The following is an 18747-nucleotide window of genomic DNA, read 5'->3' as shown; positions in this document are numbered from 1 at the left end:
CGCGCGACGGCGCAACTCAAGCGGGTAACGGGAGGGTCGTGCCATGACTCAATCCTTTCACGGAATCGAGTCTCTACCTGACACGGGGCGGTTCAGTGTCCGGTGACTTCGAGCTGACCATGGGCGAGTTGCGAGTCGTGGCACGCTACGTAGCAGAGACCGCACAGGAAGTCCTCCCTGTGTTCGAGGACGCCAACCCCAGTGATCCTCGTCCTCGCGCAGCCCTTGATGCCGCATGGGAGTTCATCAACGGTGCGAGAAGGACCAAGCTGCAGCGTGTCACCTCGTTGGACGCACACCGAGCAGCGAAGGATGCTCCCACCGAAGCCTCACGTCTGGCTGCGCGCGCTGCCGGCGATGCCGCAGCTGCCGCGTACCTCCACCCGATCGCGAAAGCTCACCAGGTGGGCCACATCCTGCGCGCCGCTGCAAGTGCAGCGCGCATAGCTGAAATCAACGCAGGCGACGATACCGAAGTCGGGAACAAGATGATCGAGCAGGCTCGGCAGCGCGCCACACCGGTCTTGATCGACGTTCTTAATCGGTATCCCCTCGCGCCAGCTGGCAAGAACCGCGTTGCGCAACTGATGACCACCTTGGACGTTTCCCTGCGCGCGTCCCGCTGAGGGCCCCTCCTGCACACCCGACGGCCGGCCTACTCTACGAACCGCATTGCTGAACGACTCTCACACCACGTGGACCGGTCTGAGGGGTCCCGCCAGGGCCTCTTGGAGGGTGAGTCCGGTCTCGGCGAGGCATCCGTCTATGAGGTCGGCGCGGTATTGGATGCGGCGTAAGCAACGTCGGATGCATCGGATGAGGTGCTCGGGAGTGGTGAAGGCGCGCAGGGTGACACCTCCTTGACCCACCCCGCGACCGCCTCGTCGTCCGGACGGTGCGCCTGTGACGGCCTTCCTGCTGTTCGTCAACGTTCGGAACAAGGCTCGGGCTCTTCACCGAACACGCTTCAACGAGTATGTGTGGCGACCGGCCCTCACGGCCGCCGGCGTTCCCCTCGGACGCGAGAACGGCATGCACGCCCTCCGGCACTTCAACGCCTCGGTGCTCCTGGACGCGAGGGAGAGCATCAAGGCCCTGAGCGAGTACCTGGGCCACCACGATCCGAGCTTCGCCCTGCGCACGTACACGCACCTGATGCCGAACAGCGAGGCGCGCACCCGGGCCGCCGTGGATCGCGTCTTCTGGGCCCCGGACAGTACCGAGGACGGCCCCGAGTCGGCCCCCTGGGGCAAGCTGAGCCCTTGACCTGCGTCGCAATCAGAACAGCCACAACTGATCGCGGCGTTCCTCGCCTCGTTCGTGTGACTCTGCGTAACTTCCGCCTCCCGCAGGCGGATGAACAGACCGGACGCGGAGTCACACCGTCCACTCCCCAACGGGCAAGGCGAGGAACCGACATGAAGACCAGGCTGACCGCTTTCGGCGTGCTCGCGCTGTGCGCCACGGTTTTCCCGCACGGGGTCGCGCAGGCCGACGAGACCCACAACGCATCGCACAACGGCCACAGCGTCTCCCTGATCTCGACGGGTCAGATCGACGACCCGCTCGAGGACGTGCTGGAGCATGCCGCGATCCTCGGCAGCACCTACGTGCACGACTGAGGCAGCGCTGCGAACTGTCCGCCGGTCAGCTCCGTATGGGCCTGCAACAGCCCGTCGGTCGCCTCGCGGCCGGCGGGCTGCAGCGGTTCGCGCACCGGCCCGCCCGGCAGGCCGAGCGCGCCGAGCAGCGCCTTCGCGGTCACCGTGCCCGGCAGCCCGGACGCCATCATCAGCTCGGCGAGCGGCAGCGTGAGCTGGTTCAGCCTCGTGGCCCGGGCGTTGTCCCCGGCGTCGTGCGCGTCGAGGGCGGCGCGCAGCTGCGCGGCCGCGACATTGGCCACGGTCGACACGAAACCCGCGCCGCCCACCGCGTACAGCGGCAGGTTCAGCTCCTCGCACCCCGCGTAGTACGCCAGGCCGCTGCGGGCGATCACCTTGGAGCTGCCCAGCAGGTCGTACGAGCAGTCCTTGACGGCCACGATCCGTGGATGGTCCGCGAGTCGCAGCATCGTGTCCGGTTCGATGCGGGTGCCCGTGCGGACCGGGATGTCGTACAGCATCAGCGGGAGGCCGACCGTGTCCGCGACCCGCCGGAAGTGCGCCTCGACGGCGGCCTGCGGAGGGCGGCTGTAGTACGGGGTGACCACCAGCAGCCCGTCGGCGCCCGCCGCCTCGGCCGTCCGCGCCAGTTCGACGGTGTGCCGGGTGTCCGCGGTGCCGACGCCCGCGACGACCGCGGCCCGGTCTCCGACCGCCTGTGCCACGGCCCGTACCAGCGCGGCCTTCTCGTCGTCCGATGTGGTCGGTGACTCGCCCGTGGTGCCCGAGAGCACCAGGCCGTCGCAACCGCCGTCGACCAGGTATGCGGCCAGCTTCTGGGCACCGTCGAGATCGAGCGCGCCGTCGTCGTCGAAGGGCGTGACCATGGCGCACAGGGCGCGGCCGAAGGGAGAGGAGGAGGTCATGTCGGCAGTGTCCGGCGTATTGCCTCGTAGCTCCAGTTAATTCTGCTTGGTAAAACCATGAAGCAGTGCTACTGAATCGGTCCGGACCTGGCATGATCGACGGCGGCCGAGACGGAGAGGGGCACGACGATGCGCGCGGGGGGCCGTACGGCCGCAGCGGTGGTCGCCGCATTGGTCATGGCCGGGCTGGTGGGCGGGTGCGAGGACGGCGGCACCGAGTCCGCTCCGGCGACGCCCGTGCCGGCCACGACACCCCCGCCCACCACGGCACCCGCCCGGGCCACGTGCCCCGCATCGGGTGCGGTCGCCACCCTCGGCGAGGTGGACGCGGCGATGGGGCACCGGGCGGTCGTGCTCGAGCTGAGAAACTGCGGCGACAAGCCCTACCAGGTCAACGGCTACCCCGAGATCGGTGCTCTGGGTGAGGACCGCAAACCGCTGAAGCTGACCGTCACACACGGGAACGCCTACACCGACGCCTCCCGCGACCAGGGGCCGAAGCCGCTGACCGTCGCGCCCGGCGCAAGCGTGCAGTCGGTGCTGCACTGGACGAACCGGGTCACGTCCGCCGATGCGGTGACACCCGGTGCCCACCTGGTCGTCACGCCCAAGGAGGGAGAGCCCGTGCAGACGCTGCCGTTCCTTCTGGACATGGGCACGTCGGGGGAACTGGACGTCACCGCCTGGGCGCGGGGCCCGCACGGCTGAGCACGGCCGAGCGGACCCCCGCCGGGGAGCCGATCAGGGGCGGAAGCGCAGCACCTGCGGGTCGTGGTCGCTGTTCTGGTCCGAGAACTCCGCGTTGATGTGCACGCTGTCGTACGCGAAGTCGCGGATCGACGGGCTCGTCAGAATCTGGTCCAGGACCTGGCTGTTGCCCTGGTACACATACGAGTAACGCTCCGAGCGCGGCAGCGACTTGACCGCCGGACAGAGGACTCCGCCGTCGGTCAGGGCCTTCGTCGTCTGCGAGAACTCGAAGTCGTTGATGTCGCCCAGCACCAGGACGTCGGCTCTGCGGTCGGCCTTCAGGATCTCCTTGACGAAGGTGTTGACCGCCTGGGCCTGCTGCAGCCGCTGAGCCTCGGAGGAACGGTTCGGCGGCTGGTGGTGCGAGACGAGGGACTCGTCGCCGCCCTTCGAACCGAAATGGTTCGCGATCACGAAGACGGTCCTGCCGCGGAAGCTGAACTCACCGGCCAGCGGCTTGCGGCTGTTGTCCCAGGCGGCGTTCGCGGGGTCGATACGGCCGGGCGAGAGCGTCAGGGCCGCCCGCCCCCGCTCGCCGCGCACGACGCCGGTCGGCGTCGTCGCGTCGCCGCCCGCGCGGTCCCTGAACGAGACCCGCTCCGGGTTGAACAGGAACACCTGGCGGATGTTGCCGCCGGGCTGGCCGCCGTCCTTGTTGTTCTCCGGGTCCACGGAACGCCACTCGTACGCGGGGCCGCCGGCGGCGACGATCGCGTCCGTGAACTTCTTCACCGTCTGCCCGGAGGCGACCGTGCCGTCGTTCTTCGCGCCGTTGTCGTCCTGGATCTCCTCCAGCGCGATGATGTCCGGCGACGCGAGGTTCTCGACGACGGCCTTCGCCAGCGCGTCGAACTTCTCCTGCGGGTCGGACGGGTCCAGGTTCTCCACGTTGTACGTTGCCACGGCCAGTTCGCCGCTCCGCTGCGGGCGGGTCCTCTCGCGCTCGAGACCGCGGTCGTGGACGGTACCGAGCGTGCGGGCGGTCAGCGTGTATCCGCCGTACTGGTTGAAGTCCAGGGGCCCTTCCGTTGTGCCGGCGAGCACATCACCCACGTTCGCCTTCGGGAAGGGCTGCTCGGCGAGCGGGGTCAGTGACTGGATCTGCAGGCGACCGGTGTTCTGCGACGTGTACGAGCCGTAGACGGTGCCGCCGCGCCGGTTGTCGTTCTCCCACGGCTTCACCGTCACCCACAGCTCGGCGTACGGGTCCGTCGCCCCGACGACGCGCGAGGTGCCTATGCGTACGTTCATGCCCTCCAGCGACTCGTAGAAGTCCAGGGCGTACTCGCGGGGCTCGAGGGTGAGCCCGTTGATGCTGCCGTCCGCCGCCGGGTCGCCCTCCGGGGCGTACTCGGAAGGCACCGACCAGGCGGAGACGGTGACCGGCTTGGGCAGCTCGTTGCCGGAGGAGACCACGGTGACGGCCGGCTTCGTTATCTCCGTCAGCGACTGGTTGCCGGACTTCGTGCCGCCCGGGACGTACTCCGTGACCGTGCCGGAAACCAGCACCTGGTCGCCGACCGCGACCGTCGGCGCCGAGCCGGTGAACACGAACACGCCCTCGCTGGTCGCCGCGTCGCCGTCCGCCTGCGGGTCCTGGAACCAGAAACCCTTCGAGCCGTAGGTCCGCACGCCCGTGACGATGCCGGGCACATCGGCCACCTGCTGCCCCACCAGCGGTGACATACGGGTGTTGCCCTGGATGTCGTGGATCCGCACCTGGGAGGTGTCGGCGGCGGACGCGTCCGCGGATCCGGCGAGCAGGCCGGCGGCCAGCGCGGCGGCGACGGCGGCCGCGACGGCGGTAGTTCTCGGTACGACGGAGGTAGGCATCAAGGTTCTCCGGATGTGAGGGATGAGGGTCCACCGGCACCGTCCTACGGGCCGGTAGGTTCTACGCGCGTCAATCTCTTGGCTGGGCAGGCCACTTGTCAAGGGCCGGCGGGTGTACGGCGACGGAAGGCCCGATGAACCCGTGGGCCGTGCCGCCGTGCTGCGGCGAGCGCGGCGAAACGGCATGAAATACGTCTACGCTTGGGCCCGTCCAGTCGCCCACAAGGCCGCCTGTTTCCGGCACGCCGCGGAGGAGACCCACCAAGATGCCCGAAGACCGCCCCACCCTGCCGCCGCTACGGCTGCACTCGGACGCGGAGTTGGCGCGGGACGCGCTCGCCACCCCGCTGCTGTCCCGGGCCGTGCGGCTCGCCCGCTGGGCGGGTCCGCAGACGCAGGTCGGCGTCGGCGGCGAACTCGTCGACGAGCAACTGCCTGCCGCGGCGGAAGAACTGGGGCTGGGCGCGGCGGGCGACGACGGACCCGCGTACGCCAGCGAGGCGTGGCGCGTCGCCGTCGACACCGGACTCGTCGACGTCGAGGAGCCGGCCGACGACGCCGACTCCGGCGATGGCAGCGTCGTCGCCGGGGACAACCTCGCGCTGGTCACCGGCGGTTCCCCACAGGACGTGCTCGGTCTGTGGCTGGACGCCCTGGACGTCGTGTTCGCCGACGCCACCGCGCCCGTACTCGACGACATCGTCGACGTCATCGGCGACGACGGGGAGATCGACCTCGAGACGCTCGACTGGGACCCCGAGGCGGAAGCCGCGTTCCTCGAAGGCGTCCTCGCCAACCTCTACCTGCTGACCGTCACGGAGAACGGCGCCGGCGAGGAGCCGGTGCCGCTGCCCGTGCTCGCCGCGTCGATGATCGTCCCCGACGACATGGGGGAACCGACCGACGACGTCCTCGAACAGGTCTCGGAGGCGATGATGCGCCTCGACGACCAGTTCCGGCTCCTCGAGCCGGTCGGGCTCGTCGAATACCGGCCCGTCGACGAGGAGTTGATGGCCGAAGAGGGCGACGACGGTGCGCAGGCCGCCCCGCTTGCGGACGACGAGGACGTCGCCCGCTACGGGATGGTCCGGCTCACGCCGCTCGGCCTCTACGGTGTCAGAGCTCGCCTCCTCGAGGCCGGAATCGACGCACCCGCCGTCGGTGACCTCGCCGACAAGGGCGCCGAGACACTCCTCGACGGGCTCGCCCACTTCCCCGAGGTGTCCGCGCGTGCCGAGACCGAGCAGTGGCTCGCCCGGCGCGAACCCGGCGACGCCGCCCGCGAACTGCTCGCCGCGGCCCGCGGCGACGACGGCGGCGCGCCGCTGCGCCGGCTCCATTGCCAGCAGGCACTCACCCTCGTCGGCCCGGCAGCGGAGCCCTCGGTACGCGCGGTACTCGACGACGCCCAACTCGGCGGCCTGGCCCGGGTCTGGCTCGCGGAGCGTGGCGCCGCGGACGTGCCGGCGCCGCCGGAGTCCATGATCTTCTGGCTGGCCGTCGACACGATCGCCGCGCAACTGGCGGCGGGAGGCGAGGCGGCCGAACTCCAGGACCTGGTGGAGGGCCTGGTCGCCGGACACAGCGGCTTCTTCGACGCGGCGTGGCGGGTGGACCACCCGGCGACGGCGGACGTGCTGGAGGCGATGGGGCGCCTGCACAGGGACAAGCAGACGGCGAAGGAGGCGCGGAAGGCGGCCTTCAAGTCCCGCTCTGCTCGCTGACGCTCGCCTTTGCTTGCCCGGGGGCCTGGGGCCCCCGGGGGCCCGCCCCGGTGCTCGGGCCGGTCGGGGCGGCGTCCCCCTCTTCGGCTTGGCCCGGTCCGGGGGTGTGGTGTTGCCGGGGGTGTCCGCGTGGTGGTGCGGGGGCGCCGCGCGCTCGGGGGTGTGGTGTTTCCGGGGGTGCCGGGCTCGTGCTTGGCCCGGTCGGGGGTGTGGTGTTTCCGGGGGTGTCCCCGGCTTGGGTGGGTGGTGTGGGGGTCGGGGCCTCCGGAGGGGGGTGTCCGGAATGGCTTTCCTCACCGCGCTTCGCGCGAGTTGCGACGCTTTACTTCCGGACACCCCCCTCCTGCGACCCCGACCCCCTCCCGCCGGTCGCGGGACCACCCGGCCGGCGGCCGTTGCCCACCGCCGGTACGGCTTCCCCCGGTGGCGGGGAGTGCGACCCCGCCCCCCCTCCCGCCGGTCGCGGGACCACCCGGCCGGTGGCCGTTTCCCACGGCCGGTACGGCTTCCCCCGGTGGCGGGGAGTGCGACCCCGCCCCTCTCCCGCCGGTCGTGGGACCGCACGGCCGGTGCGGTTTGGTGCTGGTGGTGGGGACGTGGACGCGCCGGTGTGGTGGTTCGCCGGGGGGAGCGAAGACGTTGGCCTGGCCTGTCCCCGTCAGGGAGTCGAGGGTGTGCCGGGCATCGGCTTCGCGGGTGCCGTAGTGGACGGCGACCCGGTCGCCGTTCGCGGCGAAGGCCTGGGCGACGGCACGGCCGAGGCCCCGGGACGCACCGCTGACGATGACACGGCATCCGGTGGAGGGCATGGTCATGAAAGCGAAGGGCCTCTCTTGATGTCGTGCGGCGTTCAAGTGCCGTTTATACGCGGGCGCGAGGGTGTGGTACACATCAGCCGGCCTCAGGAGACATCGATGTCGCTCACCCGCAGGGAATTCACCAAGCAGTCCGCTCTGACCGGCGCGGGCGTGGTCCTCACCGGCGCCGTCGGTTCGCTCGCCTCCGCGCCGGGCGCCCTCGCGGCGGAGGAGGGACCCCAGGCGGAGGGCGGACGCCATGGCGGTCGTGAGCCCGGCTACGGCCCGCTGGTGCCGGACCCGGACGGCCTGCTCGCGCTGCCCGCCGGGTTCCGGTACCGCATCCTCACGCGTACCGGCGTCACCAAGCTGGATTCCGGTGACTTCACTCCCGGTAAGCACGACGGCACCGCGACGTTCGAGGGGCCCCGCGGGGTGACGCTGCTCGTCGTCAACCACGAGCTCAAGGGCGACCGCTCCAAGATCGCGCACCCCGTCCCGCTCACCGAGGGCCTCGTGTACGACCCGGCCGCGCCCGGTGGCTGCACCGTCGTCGAGAGCCACCGCAGCGGCGAGGTCGCCCAGTGGGTCGGCGTCGCCGGTACCGCGCAGAACTGCGCCGGCGGCTCCACCCCGTGGGGCACCTGGCTCACCTGCGAGGAGACCGAGGACAGGGCCGGCAAGAACGGCATGACCAAGGACCACGGCTACGTCTTCGAGGTCGATCCCTGCGACCGCCGCGCCAACCGGGACCCGAAGCCGGTCAAGGCGCTCGGCCGGTTCGCCCATGAGGCCGTCGTCGTCGATCCGAAGCGCGGGCATCTGTATCTCACGGAGGACGCAGACACCCCCAACGGTCTGCTCTACCGCTGGGTGCCGCCGCACGGCTTCAAGCACGGCCGCGGGCAGCTGCGTACCCTCGCCGACGACGCCGGGGTGCTGCAGGCGGCCCGGTGCTACGACTCCGGTGGCCGGTTCGTCGACGACCTCGCCCGCGCCGTGAAGGTCGGCACGGTGTACGGCGTGGACTGGGCCGAGGTGCCCGACCGTGACGCGCGGAACGTCTCCGTGCGCAAGCAGTTCAAGGGCAATGAGGTCACCCGGGGCCGCAAGCTGGAGGGCATGTGGTGGGGAGACGGCGGCGCCTATGTCGTGTCCTCGTACGCCCGTGAGGAGAGCCCGGAGCAGCACGACGGCCAGGTCTGGTTCTACGACCCGCGCCGCCGGACGCTGACCCTGAAGGTGCTGTTCGGCATGAACCCCGATCCGTCGAAGGACGGCCCGTACGACGGCCCCGACAACATCACGGTGTCCCCCTACGGCGGCCTGATCCTCGCCGAGGACGGCGAGGGGGTGCAGCATCTGATCGGCGCCACGGACAGCGGCCGTACGTACCCCATCGCCCGCAACGAGCTGAACCTCGGCACTGAGGACGACCCGGACTTCAGCGAATTCGCCGGTGTCGTCTTCTCACCGGACGGGCGGACGCTGTACGCCAGCATCCAGTCGCCGGGCATCATGTTCGCGATCACCGGGCCGTGGAAGCGGCAGCCCCACCGGCGCTGACGCCCCCGATGCCGGGCGGGAACACGGCCCGTCCGGCACCCGTTCGGAGGGCTCGGCGACGGCGCATTCGGCATGCTGCCGCTGCCTCGGAGGGGCCCCGCGGCCGACTGGCCCTGGAAGTGGGATCGTCCGGGCGTGGCGTGGCGGGGGGCCGGGGGCGCATACTTCAGGCAATGACAAAGTCAGCCGGTTCCCGGCGCCACCTGCCGTCCAGCCCCTTCAACCGTCCGTCCCTGGAAGAGCCGCCGATCGAGTGTTTCGAAGCGGGCGACAGGGTGTCCCACGATCAGTTCGGCCTCGGAAGAGTCCTTGCCGTGGAGGGAGACAATGCCGCTGTGCTCGTCGACTTCTCCGGCAGGCAGGGCCGTATCCTCAGCCCGTTCTCCAAGCTGGCCAAACTCTGAGCACCGTTTTTGAGCATCCCCTCCGCCGGGGGCGTCCGTCGCTGTGACGGATGCCCCCGGCGGACTGTTTCAGAGTGCCTGTGCGGCCGGCTTGACCATGCCGCGCACGGTACGCGACTTCACGAAGTCACCCATGGCGGTCATCTCCCACTCACCGGAGAACTGCTTGATCAGCTTGGCCATCATCACGCCGGTCTGCGGCTCCGCGCCGGTCAGGTCGAAGCGGACCAGCTCCTCGCCCGTCGCGGCGTCCAGCAGCCGGCAGTAGGCCTTGGCGACCTCGGTGAACTTCTGCCCGGAGAAGGAGTTGACCGTGAACACGAGGCCCGTCGCGTCCGCCGGGAGCCTGCCCAGGTCCACGACGATGACCTCGTCGTCGCCCGCGCCCTCGCCGGTCAGATTGTCGCCGGAGTGCTTGATGGAACCGTTCAGGATGGAGAGCTTGCCGAAGTAGCAGCTGTCCAGGTGGTTGCGGTTGGGGCCATAGGCGATGACGGAGGCGTCGAGGTCGATGTCCTTGCCGCGGAAGGCGGGCTCCCAGCCGAGGCCCATCTTGACCTGGGTGAGCAGCGGACGGCCGCCCTTGACCAGGGACACCGTCTGGTTCTTCTGCAGACTGACCCGGCCCTTGTCCAGGTTGATCTTGCCGGTGCCCGGTGCGGGCGCCGCCGGCGGAGCGGCGGGCGGCGGCGGGGTGGCCGCGACGCGCGGATCAGCGGGCGGGGCGGCCGCGGCGGGCGGGGCCGCGGGGGTGGCTGCCGGGGCGGCTGCGGGCTCCTCGTCGACCGAGACGCCGAAGTCCGTGGCGATGCCGGCCAGGCCGTTCGCATAGCCCTGGCCCACCGCGCGGGCCTTCCACGCTCCGTTGCGCAGGTAGATCTCGACGACGACCAGCGCGGTCTCGGAGCCGAGCTGCGGCGGGGTGAAGGTCGCGATCGGGCTGCCGTCGTCGCCGTTGCGGATGGTGGCGGTCGGCTCGATGCCCTGGAAGGTCTGGCCGGCCGCGTCCGGGCTGGCCGTGACGACGATCTTCTCGATGCCGGGCGGCACGGCCGCCGTGTCCACCACGATCGCGTCCGGCGCCGTGCCGCCGCCGGAGCGGTAGGTGACTCCCTGGCCCTGGGGCTGGTTGTAGAAGATGAAGTCGTCGTCGGAGCGCACCTTGCCGTCGGCGGTGAGCAGCAGGCCCGATACGTCGAGCCGCACCGGGGCGGCGACGTCCACCGCCACGCGTGCGGCGGTCAGAGGGATGTTCGAGCCGGGGGTCATAGCTGTCATGCCGGGGTAACGAGCGAGTCCGCTTTGCCGTTCCCTTACCGTCGTCACCGGTTGCGAGGGTGATTTCGAGCCATGCGCTCATTTCCGAATTTGTACGCACCCGTCCACCGCGCCATCACCAGTTGCGCGTCCCCCGACTCGACTTCCGCGAGGAACTTCTGCGCGCGCGGTCCGCGCAGGGTTCCTGCCGCGCGGCCGCGGTGGGTGATGACGACCGTGCCGTCGCCCTGCTGCGCGTAACTGAATCCGAAAGGTCTCGCCATGGCCGTCATCCTGGCGGAAGCAGGGCGGGGCGGCACGCGGTTTTCCGGTCAGTGCGGCCATCGGGGCGGGTCGGTGGTGAAGTGGCCTCCCAGTGGGCGTGGGCCGGGTTCCCCGGGTCGAGCTCGCCCTGCTCGGCGCCGAGCTTCTCCGCGTACTGCTCGGAGTCGTCCTGCGGGTCGTGGCCGAGCTCACGGGCGGAGGTCGGATCCCACCACAGCCCGGTGTCGGCCGACGAGCCCTGGACGACCGCGTGACCGACGTCTCGGCGGTGAGGGCGGTGTGGAACAGCCGTGCGCCGTCGCCCGGGCTCAGCCGGACGGAGAGCATCCGTACCGAGTTGGGGGCTCCTGCATGCAGTGCGCAGTGTCCCGCCGCCCGGGGGGCCGTCGCCCTGGCTCGCGCGACACGCTCCCACCGGATCCGCAGCCGGCACTGTATGGCGCGATCCGCATGGAACAGTGCAGGAAAGCATTGGAGGTTCGGACCATGCAGGTCACCCGCGCCCGGCACGCCCTTGCGGGCGCGCTCGCCGCGCTCGTCCTCGTCCCGCTCGCGGCCTGCGGCCAGGACGATTCCGCGGCTTCGTCGCCCGCGCCTGCTCCGTCCGCGACCTCGTCGTCCCTGTCGGCATCCGCCGGGACCACGGGGCCGGGAGCGGATGCGAAGCCGGCCGCACGCGAGCTCAAGGATCTGGAGCGCAAGTTCGACGCTCGCTTGGGTGTCTACGCCGTCGACACCGGCTCCGGGCGTGAGGTCGCCTACAACGACGGCGAGCGGTTCCCCTACGCCTCCACGTTCAAGGCGCTGGCCGCCGGTGCCGTGCTGCGGAAGTACTCCATGGGCGGGATGGACCGGGTGATCATTTACTCCAGGGACGACCTGATCGCCCACTCCCCGGTGACCGAGAAACACGTCGAGACCGGGATGACCCTGGGGGCGCTGTGCGAAGCCGCCGTCCGCCACAGCGACAACGCCGCGGCGAACCTCCTCTTCGACCAGCTCGGCGGGCCGAAGGGGCTGGACGCCGTACTCGAAGAGCTCGGCGACGACGTCACCCGCATGGAGCGCCGCGAGCCGCAGCTGAGCCGATGGGCCCCGGGCGAGACGCGGGACACGACCACACCGCGGGCGCTGGCCGGGGACCTGCGGGCGTTCGTCCTCGGCGACGTCCTCGGGAAGGACGAGCGTGCACAGCTCACGACGTGGCTGCGCACCAACCTCACCGGGGACGACCTCATCAGGGCCGGGGTGCCCAAGGGCTGGGTGGTCGGCGACAAGACCGGAACCGGTAGCGGCTACGGCGCCCGCAACGACATCGCCGTGGTGTGGCCGCCCGACGCCGCCCCCATCGTCATGGCGATCATGTCGAACCGCGCCACCGAGGACGCCGCTCATGACGACAGACTGATCGCGGAAGCGGCGTCCGTGGTCGCGGCCACCCTGTCGTAGCGCCTGGGGCCACGGCAGCCGGCGGGCGCCTCGGCCCAGCGCCGCCTCCATCGTCTTCCGGGCCACCGGCGCCGCCGGCCCGTTGCCACTGACCTCGGAACGCTCCGCCCCCGAGTCCTTGACGAGGACGGCGACGGGCGACCGACTCGCCGCTGGTGCCGGTGCGGGCGTCGGCCGGTCCGCCCCCTTTTCCCGTGACCTCTTCATCTGCGGCGGACACATGCCCGGGAGGGCGGTGCAGGGGGATCAGCGGGGCGAGATGAAGCCCGACTCGTACGCCGCGATCACCGCCTGTGTGCGGTCCCGCGCGCCGATCTTGGCGAGGACCGACGCCACGTGGGTCTTCGTGGTCGCCGGGCCTACCCCCATCCGCCCGGCTATCTCCGCGTTCGTCAGCCCGGTGGCCATCAGCCGCAGCACCTCCGCCTCGCGCTCGGTCAGGCGTGCCGCCCACGGCGGCGCGGCCGCCTGCTGCCGCCGGCCGTACTCGGCGGCGAGCGCACGCACGGCCGACGGGAACAACAGCGAGTCGCTGCGCGCGACCAGCCGCACCGCCTGCACCAGTTCCTCCGCCGCGGCCCGTTTCAGCAGGAAGCCGGCCGCCCCGGCGCGCAGCGCGTCGTACACGTACGCATCGTTCTCGAACGTCGTCACGACGACGATGCGAGGCGGCTCCTCGGAGGTGGAGAGGATCTGCTCGGTGGCCCGGATGCCGTCGATCTCCGGCATCCGCACATCCATCAGCACCACGTCGGGCCGCAGTTCCCGCACCACGGAAACCGCCTCGGCGCCCGACGCCGCCTCGCCGACGACCGCCAGGTCGGGCTCGGCGTCGAGGATCACCCGCAACGCGGTGCGGACCATCCGCTCGTCGTCGGCGAGGACGACCCGGATCGTGCTCATCGGCGCTCCTTCAGCGGCAGCCGGGCGGTCAGCCGCCACACCGCGCCGCACGGGCCCGCCTCGGCGCGGCCGCCGAGCAGCGCGGCCCGCTCCGCCGTGCCGCGCAGGCCCCGCCCGCCTCCCGGCCGCACCACCGGCGCCTGCTCGGGCAGAGGGTTCTCCATCGTGATCTCCAGTTCCTCGCCGTCCACGGCGATCCACAGCGTCACCGGTGAAGCCCCGGCATGGCGAAGGGCGTTGCTCAGCCCTTCCTGGACGATCCGGTACGCCTCACGGGACACGGGCGCCGGCACGTCGGCGAGCTCCCCCTCGACGCGCAGCGACACGGGCACACCGCCGCGCGACACCAGCCCGTCGAGCGCCGTGAGCGTCGGCCCGCCGAGCCGGCCCGCTCCGTCGCCGTCCTGCCGCAGCAGACCGAGCACGGCGTCGAGTTCCCCGACCGTGCGCCGGGTGGTCTCCTCGATCGCGGCCAGCGCCTCCTGTACGAACGCAACGTCGCTGCCGAGCACCTTGCGGGCAGCTCCCGCCTGCAAGGTGACGGCGGACAGCGCGTGACCGACGGAGTCGTGCAGTTCGCGGGCGAGACGGTTGCGCTCGGCGAGCTCCGTCGCCCGCCGCTCGGCCGCGGCCAGCCGGTCGGCCGGGGTGGGGCCGAGCAGCACCGGCGCCAGGCGGGCCAGCAGGGCCCCCGCCGCAGCGGACACGGCCGCGAGCGCCAGCAGCATCCCGACGCCGGCGAGCGGCAGCAGCACCGCCGACCAGGCGGTGTCCGGTGCCTGCAGGAAATCCCGAACCTCCGCGAACGCCGGCGCGACGATCAGCCCGCCCGCGAACGGGGGCAGCGCGAGCGACGCCCCGCTGACCAGCGCGCCGACCCCCAGATGCAGGACGAGCCAGCCCGCGGTGCGCGTCCGCGCCGTCCGGCTGCGCACCTGCCCCTCCGCCAGCAGCTCGGCCGGCACCCCGCACAGCGCGCGGGCCAAGGCCACCGACAGGGGTCTGGCCATGGGGAACAGTCCGGCGGCGGCGACGAGCGGGAGCGCGAAGGCGTACGCACCGAACTGCAGCGCCGTCGAGCCCGTGAAGAGGTTCCTCTCCTCGGCCAGCGGCCCGATGACCACCGTGCCCACGAGCCAGAACGGCATCAACAGCGCGCCGCCGAGCACCAGATGGACCCACCGCAGCCTGGCCCGGCGGCCGAACAGGGCATGCACGGCCGGCCGCACCGAGCCTGCGTACGTCACGCGCCGCGCCGGCGGAGCAGGGAGGCGACGGCGCACGTGAGCAGCAGGCCGGTGATCATCTCCCCAATGTAGGTGAGCGTCAGCGGCACCGCGGGCGAGTTTTCCTCATTGCTGTCGGGCATGAGCGTGGACAGCAGCAGCCATCCGCCCCAGGCGCCCAGGGCGCTGGAGCCGACCCACGCCATGGCGAGCGGCGACCTCACGGACAGCGTGGGCCGGAGCCGGAAGGCCAGCAGGAGGACGCCGGCGACGGCGACGGCCACGAAGCCGACGCGGCTCGCCTCCAGCAGATAGAAGTCCGTGGTGCGCTGCGCGGCACGGTCCGCGGGGAGTGCGACGGTCGAACCGGTCGCCCACAGCACGTGCATCGTGGCCGGGAACAGCGCGAGCAGTGAACCGGCGACGGCGGTCCTGCGCATGAAGGCGCCTGTCGCAGCGGTCGGCAGATCCCATACCCTGCCCCGCCACAGATGACCCCAGCGGTCCTTGGCGTACAGCATGAACAGCGTGCCGAGAGCAAGTCCTTGGAGGGTGAAGCCGCCATAGACGACGGTGAACACCCAGTCGTGGAGGAACGGCTCGGCGGCGTCCTGAGTCCTGGTGCCGCCCAATGCGACGGCGATCTGCTGCAGCGGAAAGCCGATCATGATCGGCGCGAGCAGCCCGGTCGCGGCCCACATCGGCACGGTCAGCAGCCAGGCCCGCACCCGCCGGCCCCACGGCCGGGTGAGCAGCAGCGCCAGCACGATGACGGCGCCGTCCATCAGCACCGTGACGCTGTTGGCCACGGCCATGAGGACGCGGTGGTCGAGGAGCCTGCTCCCGTCGGGAATCCCGACACGGCTGCCCGCGATCCATGCGAGCTTGAGTCCGAGGTACGGCACACAGGCGGATATCGCGACGGCGCGCAGCGCCGCTCTGCCGGGGTGGGTCCGCCGAGGAAGGCCGGTGCCGGCCGAGGTCGTTGTCATGCACCCACCGTGCCGCCCCTGCCTGCCCTCCCGCGTCCTGCGGGACGACGATCCGCCTCCGCCGCACGGGGGAGCCCGGCTGCCGTGAGGACGGGGGCGGCCACCCCGCAGGGCCGGGGAGCGTCACCGCAGCGCCAGCACGATCTCGTCCGTCTCCTCGCCCCGGGCGTTCGCGAAGCCCCGGTCCCGCCCCGTCACCACGAACCCGCACTTCTCCAGCACCCGGATCGACCCCGCGTTGTCCGCGGCCGCGCGGGCGTGCAGCGGGCGGGTCGGGACCAGGTCCAGCAGGGACCGCAGAGCGAGCGTGGCGATGCCGCGGCCCCAGTGGGCGCGGTCGATGAAGTACGTGACCTCCCGCTGCTGCGGCGGTCCGTACACCGCCGTGTGGCCGGCGACCTCTCCGTCGGCGAGCACCGTGCGTATCACCGCGTCCGACACGCGGATACGCGCCCAGTGGGCGTCGAACGCGGCTCGGTCCGTCGGGTCCTTGCTGGTGAAGGCCGCCATCCGGTTGGACTCGGGGTCGCTCATGTGCCCGAAGAACACGGGCAGATCGGCGTCCTCAACCTCGCGCAGCACGATGTGTACCGTGTCCACGGTCAGAGCCTCCGGGTCGCGAGCGTCAGCCGGTCGCGCGCGTCGAACAGCGCGTCCTTGATCATCTGTTCGTGCGCGGGCGTGAGCCGGGCCACCGGTACCGAGCAGCTGATCGCGTCGCGCGCCGGGGTGCGGTAGGGGATGGCGATGCCGAAGCAGCGCAGCCCCAGGGTGTTCTCCTCGCGGTCCACGGCATAGCCCTGCTCGCGGATGAGGTGCAGCTCCTCGATGAGCTTCTCGCGGTCGGTGATGGTGTGTTCGGTGAGCGGTGCGAGCGTCGCCGGCAGCATCTTGCGTACCTGCTCGTCGCTGTGCGTGGCGAGCAGCGCCTTGCCGAGCGAGGTGGAGTGCGCGGGCAGCCGCCGCCCCACGCGTGTGAAGGGACGCAGATAGTGCTGTGACTGCCGCGTCGCCAGGTACACCACGTTCGTGCCGTCGAGACGCGCCAGGTGAATGGTCTCCGTGGTGTCGTCGGAGAGCCGGTCCAGGGTGGGCCGGGCGGCGGCCACGACCTCGTCGCCGTCGATGTACGACGTGCCGACGAGCAGGGCGCGGACCCCGATGCCGTACCGCGTCCCGGTGGCGTCCGTCTCCACCCAGCCGAGGTCGACGAGGGTGCGCAGCAGCATGTAGAGGCTGGACTTGGGGTAGCCGACGGCTTCCTGGACGGCGGCGAGCGAGTGCATGCCGGGGCGCCCGGCGAAGTATTCGAGCAACTCGACCGTCCGTACTGCGGACTTGACCTGTGCCCCACCGGGATCGGCAGCTGACATCGCTCTACGCCCCTTCTTGACCGGGCGGAACGCCCGGAAATAGAGTCCCCAGCATATTCACCACCTGGAACTCTGTTCAGAATACCGAACAATCCGGGTGGGTGGCAGAGAGCGGAAGGAAGCCGCGGTGACAGCAGCACCAGTCTGGAGTGTCGACCCCCGAACCGGGAAGCAGCGCGAACAGGTTGCGGTGGAAGCCACAGCCGCGGAGGTCGACGCCGCCGTACGGGCCGCACACGACGCCCGCGCCTCGCTCATGGACCGTGCCGTCCGCGCCGCGTTCCTGCGAGCCGCCGCTCAGCGCCTCGAGGGCGCGAAGGATCATCTCGTCGAGGCCGCCGACGCGGAGACCGCCCTGGGCCCGGTCCGGCTGACCGGCGAACTGGCCCGCACCTGCTACCAGTTGCGTGCTTTCGCGGACGTCGTCGACGAGGGTGCCTTCCTCGGGGTGATCATCGACCATCCGGACGAGGCCGCGACCCCGCCGGTCCCGGACCTGCGCCGCTACAAGGTGCCGCTCGGCGCCGTCGCCGTCTACGCGGCCTCCAACTTCCCGTTCGCGTTCTCCGTCCCGGGCGGCGACACCGCCAGCGCGCTGGCCGCGGGCTGCCCGGTCGTGGTCAAGGCCCACCCGGACCACCCGGCCACCTCCGAGCTGGTCGCGGCCGTGCTGCGCCGGGCGGCCGCTGAACACGGCATCCCCGGGACGGCGATCGGCCTGGTCCACGGCTTCGACGCGGGCATCGAGCTGGTGCGGCACCCGCTGATCACGGCCGCCGGATTCACCGGTTCCGTGCGCGGCGGACGGGCGCTGTTCGACGCCGCGGCGGCCCGCCCCGTACCCATCCCGTTCCACGGCGAGCTGGGCTCCCTCAACCCCGTCGTGATCACCGAGGCGGCCGCCGCGGAGCGCGCCGAGCAGATCGGCACCGGGCTCGCGGGCTCGATGACGCTCGGCGCGGGCCAGTTCTGCGTCAAGCCCGGCCTCGTGCTGGCACCCGCAGGTGACGCGGGCGACCAGCTCCTCAAGGCGCTGACCGACTCCGTGAGCGACACCGCCGCGGGCGTCCTGCTCGACGCCCGCATGCGCGACAACTTCGTCGCCGGTGTCGCCGAACGCACCGCCCTGCCCGGCGTCGAGGCTCCCGTCACGCCCGGCGCCGCCTCCGAGCACACCGTCAGCCCTGGCTTCCTGACCGTGTCCGCCGCCCGCCTCACGGGGGAAGGGATGCACGACCTCCTGCTAGAGGAGTGCTTCGGGCCGGTCACCGTCGTCGCCCGCTACGACAGCCACGACGAGGTCACCGCCGTCCTGTCCCGCCTGCCGGGCAACCTGACCGCCACCGTCCACCTGTCCACCGACGAGAGCGAAGGAAACGGCGACGGCACCCGGATCCTTGCCGAACTGACCCCTCTCGCCGGCCGCGTCCTCGTCAACGGCTGGCCCACCGGCGTCGCCGTCGCACCGGCCCAGCACCACGGCGGCCCCTACCCCGCCACCACCTCCATGTCCACCTCCGTCGGCGCCACGGCCATCGAGCGCTGGCTGCGCCCGGTCACGTACCAGACCACCCCCGAAGCGCTGCTCCCCCCGGAGCTGCGCGACGACAACCCGCTCGGTCTTCCACGGCTCGTGGACGGCCGCCTGCAACACTGATCGG

17 protein-coding genes and 2 pseudogenes are annotated in these 18747 nt (G+C 71.5%); 9 read left to right on the top strand and 10 right to left on the bottom strand.

Annotated elements, in window-relative coordinates; translation table 11 throughout:
* Positions 1–95 precede the first annotated feature (95 nt).
* The 3 genes and pseudogenes from ACZ4SA_RS31800 to ACZ4SA_RS31790 all read left to right on the top strand — a co-directional run bounded on the left by ACZ4SA_RS31800 (position 96) and on the right by ACZ4SA_RS31790 (position 1622).
* Positions 96–626, top strand: coding sequence for a putative immunity protein (locus ACZ4SA_RS31800; protein ID WP_468281363.1), 531 nt, complete (start codon positions 96–98; stop codon positions 624–626).
* Positions 627–876: 250 nt separating this feature from the next.
* Positions 877–1266, top strand: a pseudogene (locus tag ACZ4SA_RS31795) (tyrosine-type recombinase/integrase); the annotation flags it as partial.
* 152 nt (positions 1267–1418) lie between these two features.
* The gene (locus ACZ4SA_RS31790; RefSeq protein ID WP_468281361.1) at positions 1419–1622 is read left to right on the top strand and encodes a hypothetical protein; all 204 of its coding nucleotides are present in this window, start codon (positions 1419–1421) and stop codon (positions 1620–1622) included.
* Here the strand turns inward: ACZ4SA_RS31790 and dapA are convergent.
* Entirely contained in the window at positions 1607–2527 is a 921-nt protein-coding gene (dapA, locus tag ACZ4SA_RS31785) for a 4-hydroxy-tetrahydrodipicolinate synthase (RefSeq protein WP_468281359.1), read from the bottom strand. The two genes, ACZ4SA_RS31790 and dapA, sit on opposite strands and share 16 nt — an antisense overlap.
* Positions 2528–2656: 129 nt before the next feature.
* On the opposite strand from dapA, the gene ACZ4SA_RS31780 reads away from it, so the two are divergent.
* The gene (locus tag ACZ4SA_RS31780) at positions 2657–3235 is read left to right on the top strand and encodes a DUF4232 domain-containing protein (protein WP_468281357.1); all 579 of its coding nucleotides are present in this window, start codon (positions 2657–2659) and stop codon (positions 3233–3235) included.
* 33 nt (positions 3236–3268) lie between these two features.
* Here the strand turns inward: ACZ4SA_RS31780 and ACZ4SA_RS31775 are convergent, their stop codons facing one another.
* Positions 3269–5110 (bottom strand): endonuclease/exonuclease/phosphatase family protein, encoded by a 1842-nt coding sequence (locus tag ACZ4SA_RS31775; RefSeq protein ID WP_468281355.1) that lies wholly within the window; start codon positions 5108–5110, stop codon positions 3269–3271.
* Positions 5111–5376: 266 nt separating this feature from the next.
* On the opposite strand from ACZ4SA_RS31775, the gene ACZ4SA_RS31770 reads away from it, so the two are divergent.
* The 3 genes from ACZ4SA_RS31770 (at position 5377) to ACZ4SA_RS31760 (ending at position 9601) form a co-directional block, all read left to right on the top strand.
* The gene (locus ACZ4SA_RS31770) at positions 5377–6834 is read left to right on the top strand and encodes a hypothetical protein (RefSeq protein ID WP_468281353.1); all 1458 of its coding nucleotides are present in this window, start codon (positions 5377–5379) and stop codon (positions 6832–6834) included.
* A gap of 914 nt (positions 6835–7748) precedes the next feature.
* Entirely contained in the window at positions 7749–9197 is a 1449-nt protein-coding gene (locus ACZ4SA_RS31765) for an alkaline phosphatase PhoX (protein ID WP_468281351.1), read from the top strand.
* A 173-nt stretch (positions 9198–9370) separates the two neighbouring features.
* A complete protein-coding gene (locus ACZ4SA_RS31760) occupies positions 9371–9601 on the top strand; it encodes a hypothetical protein (RefSeq protein ID WP_037775011.1) in 231 nt (76 codons plus the stop codon).
* A 69-nt stretch (positions 9602–9670) separates the two neighbouring features.
* On the opposite strand, the gene ACZ4SA_RS31755 is transcribed toward ACZ4SA_RS31760, so the two are convergent.
* The 3 genes and pseudogenes from ACZ4SA_RS31755 to ACZ4SA_RS31745 all read right to left on the bottom strand — a co-directional run.
* Complete coding sequence (locus ACZ4SA_RS31755; RefSeq protein WP_468281349.1) at positions 9671–10879, bottom strand: TerD family protein; 1209 nt, start codon at positions 10877–10879, stop codon at positions 9671–9673.
* A 44-nt stretch (positions 10880–10923) separates the two neighbouring features.
* Positions 10924–11142: a hypothetical protein gene (locus ACZ4SA_RS31750; RefSeq protein WP_468281347.1), complete on the bottom strand. Its 219-nt coding sequence runs from the start codon at positions 11140–11142 to the stop codon at positions 10924–10926.
* A gap of 48 nt (positions 11143–11190) precedes the next feature.
* Positions 11191–11485: pseudogene (locus ACZ4SA_RS31745) on the bottom strand (NAD-dependent epimerase/dehydratase family protein); the annotation flags it as partial.
* A gap of 144 nt (positions 11486–11629) precedes the next feature.
* Here ACZ4SA_RS31745 and bla point away from each other — a divergent pair.
* Positions 11630–12592 (top strand): class A beta-lactamase, encoded by a 963-nt coding sequence (bla, locus tag ACZ4SA_RS31740; RefSeq protein WP_468281345.1) that lies wholly within the window; start codon positions 11630–11632, stop codon positions 12590–12592.
* Between the two features lie 246 nt (positions 12593–12838).
* Here bla and ACZ4SA_RS31735 read toward each other — a convergent pair whose 3' ends face one another.
* From ACZ4SA_RS31735 to ACZ4SA_RS31715, 5 genes are all read right to left on the bottom strand, one after another.
* Complete coding sequence (locus tag ACZ4SA_RS31735; protein WP_468281343.1) at positions 12839–13495, bottom strand: response regulator transcription factor; 657 nt, start codon at positions 13493–13495, stop codon at positions 12839–12841.
* On the bottom strand, positions 13492–14742 hold the full coding sequence (locus ACZ4SA_RS31730) for a sensor histidine kinase (protein ID WP_468281341.1): 1251 nt from the start codon (positions 14740–14742) through the stop codon (positions 13492–13494). The genes ACZ4SA_RS31735 and ACZ4SA_RS31730 overlap by 4 nt, the downstream gene beginning before the upstream one ends.
* Positions 14739–15713, bottom strand: a complete 975-nt coding sequence (locus tag ACZ4SA_RS31725; RefSeq protein ID WP_468281339.1) for a hypothetical protein — start codon at positions 15711–15713, stop codon at positions 14739–14741. Before ACZ4SA_RS31725 ends, ACZ4SA_RS31730 begins: the two co-directional genes overlap by 4 nt.
* A 123-nt stretch (positions 15714–15836) precedes the next feature.
* Positions 15837–16313, bottom strand: coding sequence for a GNAT family N-acetyltransferase (locus ACZ4SA_RS31720; RefSeq protein ID WP_468281337.1), 477 nt, complete (start codon positions 16311–16313; stop codon positions 15837–15839).
* 2 nt (positions 16314–16315) lie between these two features.
* The gene (locus tag ACZ4SA_RS31715) at positions 16316–17086 is read right to left on the bottom strand and encodes an IclR family transcriptional regulator (protein WP_468281335.1); all 771 of its coding nucleotides are present in this window, start codon (positions 17084–17086) and stop codon (positions 16316–16318) included.
* A gap of 127 nt (positions 17087–17213) precedes the next feature.
* Between ACZ4SA_RS31715 and ACZ4SA_RS31710 the strand changes: the two genes are divergently transcribed.
* Entirely contained in the window at positions 17214–18743 is a 1530-nt protein-coding gene (locus ACZ4SA_RS31710) for an aldehyde dehydrogenase (NADP(+)) (protein WP_468281333.1), read from the top strand.
* Positions 18744–18747: the final 4 nt, after the last annotated feature.

Source organism: Streptomyces sp. NPDC027962 (assembly GCF_055566095.1).
This window is presented reverse-complemented; position numbering and strand designations above follow the sequence as displayed.